This is a genomic window from Nodularia sp. UHCC 0506 (genome assembly GCF_034931045.1).
GTDB lineage: Bacteria > Cyanobacteriota > Cyanobacteriia > Cyanobacteriales > Nostocaceae > Nodularia.
Window position 1 is genome coordinate 1 of record NZ_JAYGHH010000067.1, and the last position, 2,092, is coordinate 2,092.

The window sequence follows — 2,092 nt, forward strand, 5'->3', positions numbered from 1 at the left end:
ATTGATTGTGTCCTGTGCTTTCCTAACGGAAATATCAAACCCAGCCTTTCACTTCAGTATCTGTTAGCGGTCGTTCTAACTTCGCGTATTCACTCTTAGCCGACTGTAAAATATGTTTCATCTCCACAGGCTCACCAGCATCAGCAGCCAAAAAAGCCGCATTGAGGGCAATGTTGCGAATATTACCGCCAGATACATTTAATTTCGCTAACTTACTGGGATCTAAATCTTGGGTAGGTGTTTGACGGGGGAAAATGCGCTGCCAAATTTCTGCCCTTTGACTAGCATCAGGAAAGGGGAACTGCACAACAAACCGAATCCGCCGCAGAAAGGCTTGATCTAGAGAACCTTTTAAATTAGTGGTCAGAATTGCTAAACCCCTATAGGACTCCATCCGTTGCAATAAATAGCCTACTTCAATATTGGCATGACGGTCATGGCTGTCTTTCACTTCGCTGCGTTTACCAAATAAAGCATCAGCTTCATCAAACAGTAAAATTGCGCCCCCAGCTTCTGCCGCATCAAATACCCGGCGCAGGTTTTTCTCAGTTTCTCCGATATATTTGCTCACTACTTGACTTAAATCAATCCGGTATAAATCTAAACGGAGTTCATCAGCAATCACTTCTGCGGCCATTGTTTTACCTGTACCACTAGCACCTGCAAATAAAGCGCTGATACCTAAACCACGTCCTCCTTTATTGCCAAATCCCCATTGTTCATAGACTTTGCTTCTTTGTCGCACATGAGCCGGAATATCCCGTAAAACTTGGCGTTGTAATTCTGGTAAGACTAAATCATCCCAGGTAGCACCTACTTCAATTGGTTGCGCTAACTCATCTAAACGTGGACGGGCTTGAGAACGGCAAGTATCCCATAAAAGAGTGCTGAGTGCTTCCTGAGTGCTGAGTGCTGAGTGCTGAGTGCTGAGTGCTTCCTGAGTGCTGAGTGCTGAGTGCTGAGTGCTGAGTGTGGAGTGTGGAGTGCTGAGTGTGGAGTGTGGAGTGTGGAGTGTGGAGTGTGGAGTGTGGTTTGTGGTGTGCTGAGTGTGGAGTGTGGAGTGCTGAGTGTGGAGTGTGGAGTTGTCGCTATTGACCCATTTTCCTTTGGCTTCAGTACAGATGGTGTGAATGCTGGCAGCATTGAGGCTGAAATGGGAAACTAAGGTGTCTACGTGTCCGTTGAGGTTGGGTGCTGTTTCTTTGAGGGCATTTTGCCAAATTATCCTTTGTTCAGTGGTACTGGGCTTGTGGACTTCGATGGCGATTAGGGGACGTTGGAGCGATCGCCTTCTTTCTCCAGTGGTAATGATCAACGGACTGGAGATATTTTCAATTAATCTAGCAATAACAGCATCTTTAGCGGGATCTGTAATATCAATTTCATCACAATCCAGCAGCAAAGCACTACTAGTCAACATTGATTCCCTTAACCACAAACGCAATAAATCATTGATTTCGTGATTACGGAAGTTGCTAATTGCCTTAGCTGAAATTAAGTGTAAATTGAGATTAAGTAATCGGCAAGCTGTGGATGCGATCGCTCTCTTAGAACCTACTTCATCCCCACACAACTGGATAATTGGTAATATTGTCCCGACTGTTTGCGTCCAGGTTGTGGCTAATTGTTCAGCTAACTGCCGATGAGAAGCTACTTGGGTTTCATTTGTCTGTGTTAAAGGTTCAATAATACTCTGTAACCGTCCATCTAAATGGTCACAACCCATGAGATAGTGTAATATTCTCTCATCAATTCGTAATGGACTCAGGTTGAGTGCTGCACCTTCCCCAATATGAATCATTTCCCACTTTCGTAACGGTGCAGAGGGTGTGAGAGCTTGCCAATAAGCAGTGGGTAAAACTGCCATCGCTAAACTGAATGTTGGATAGGGTTTTTGAGGATGATTACCTGGGGCATTGCTGCATAAAAAACCCCAATTGGCATCTATTTCCATCCCCAAACATAACAACAAGATATCTCGCTCAAAGTTTGATAAATTAAAGATATTGCAGAGGGTATTAAGTGCATTATTACTACTCAATTCCGAATTAAAATCTTCCCTATTACTTTCTGTTTCCCCTAATGCCGCCCG

The 2,092-nt window shown here is 44.2% G+C and carries 1 protein-coding gene; it reads right to left on the reverse strand.

Going from position 1 to position 2,092, the window contains the following annotated elements:
- Positions 1 to 34: 34 nt before the first annotated feature.
- Positions 35 to 2,092, reverse strand: a 2,058-nt coding sequence (locus tag VB654_RS23375; protein WP_323216217.1) for an ATP-binding protein, incomplete at its 5' end; no start/stop codon positions are given.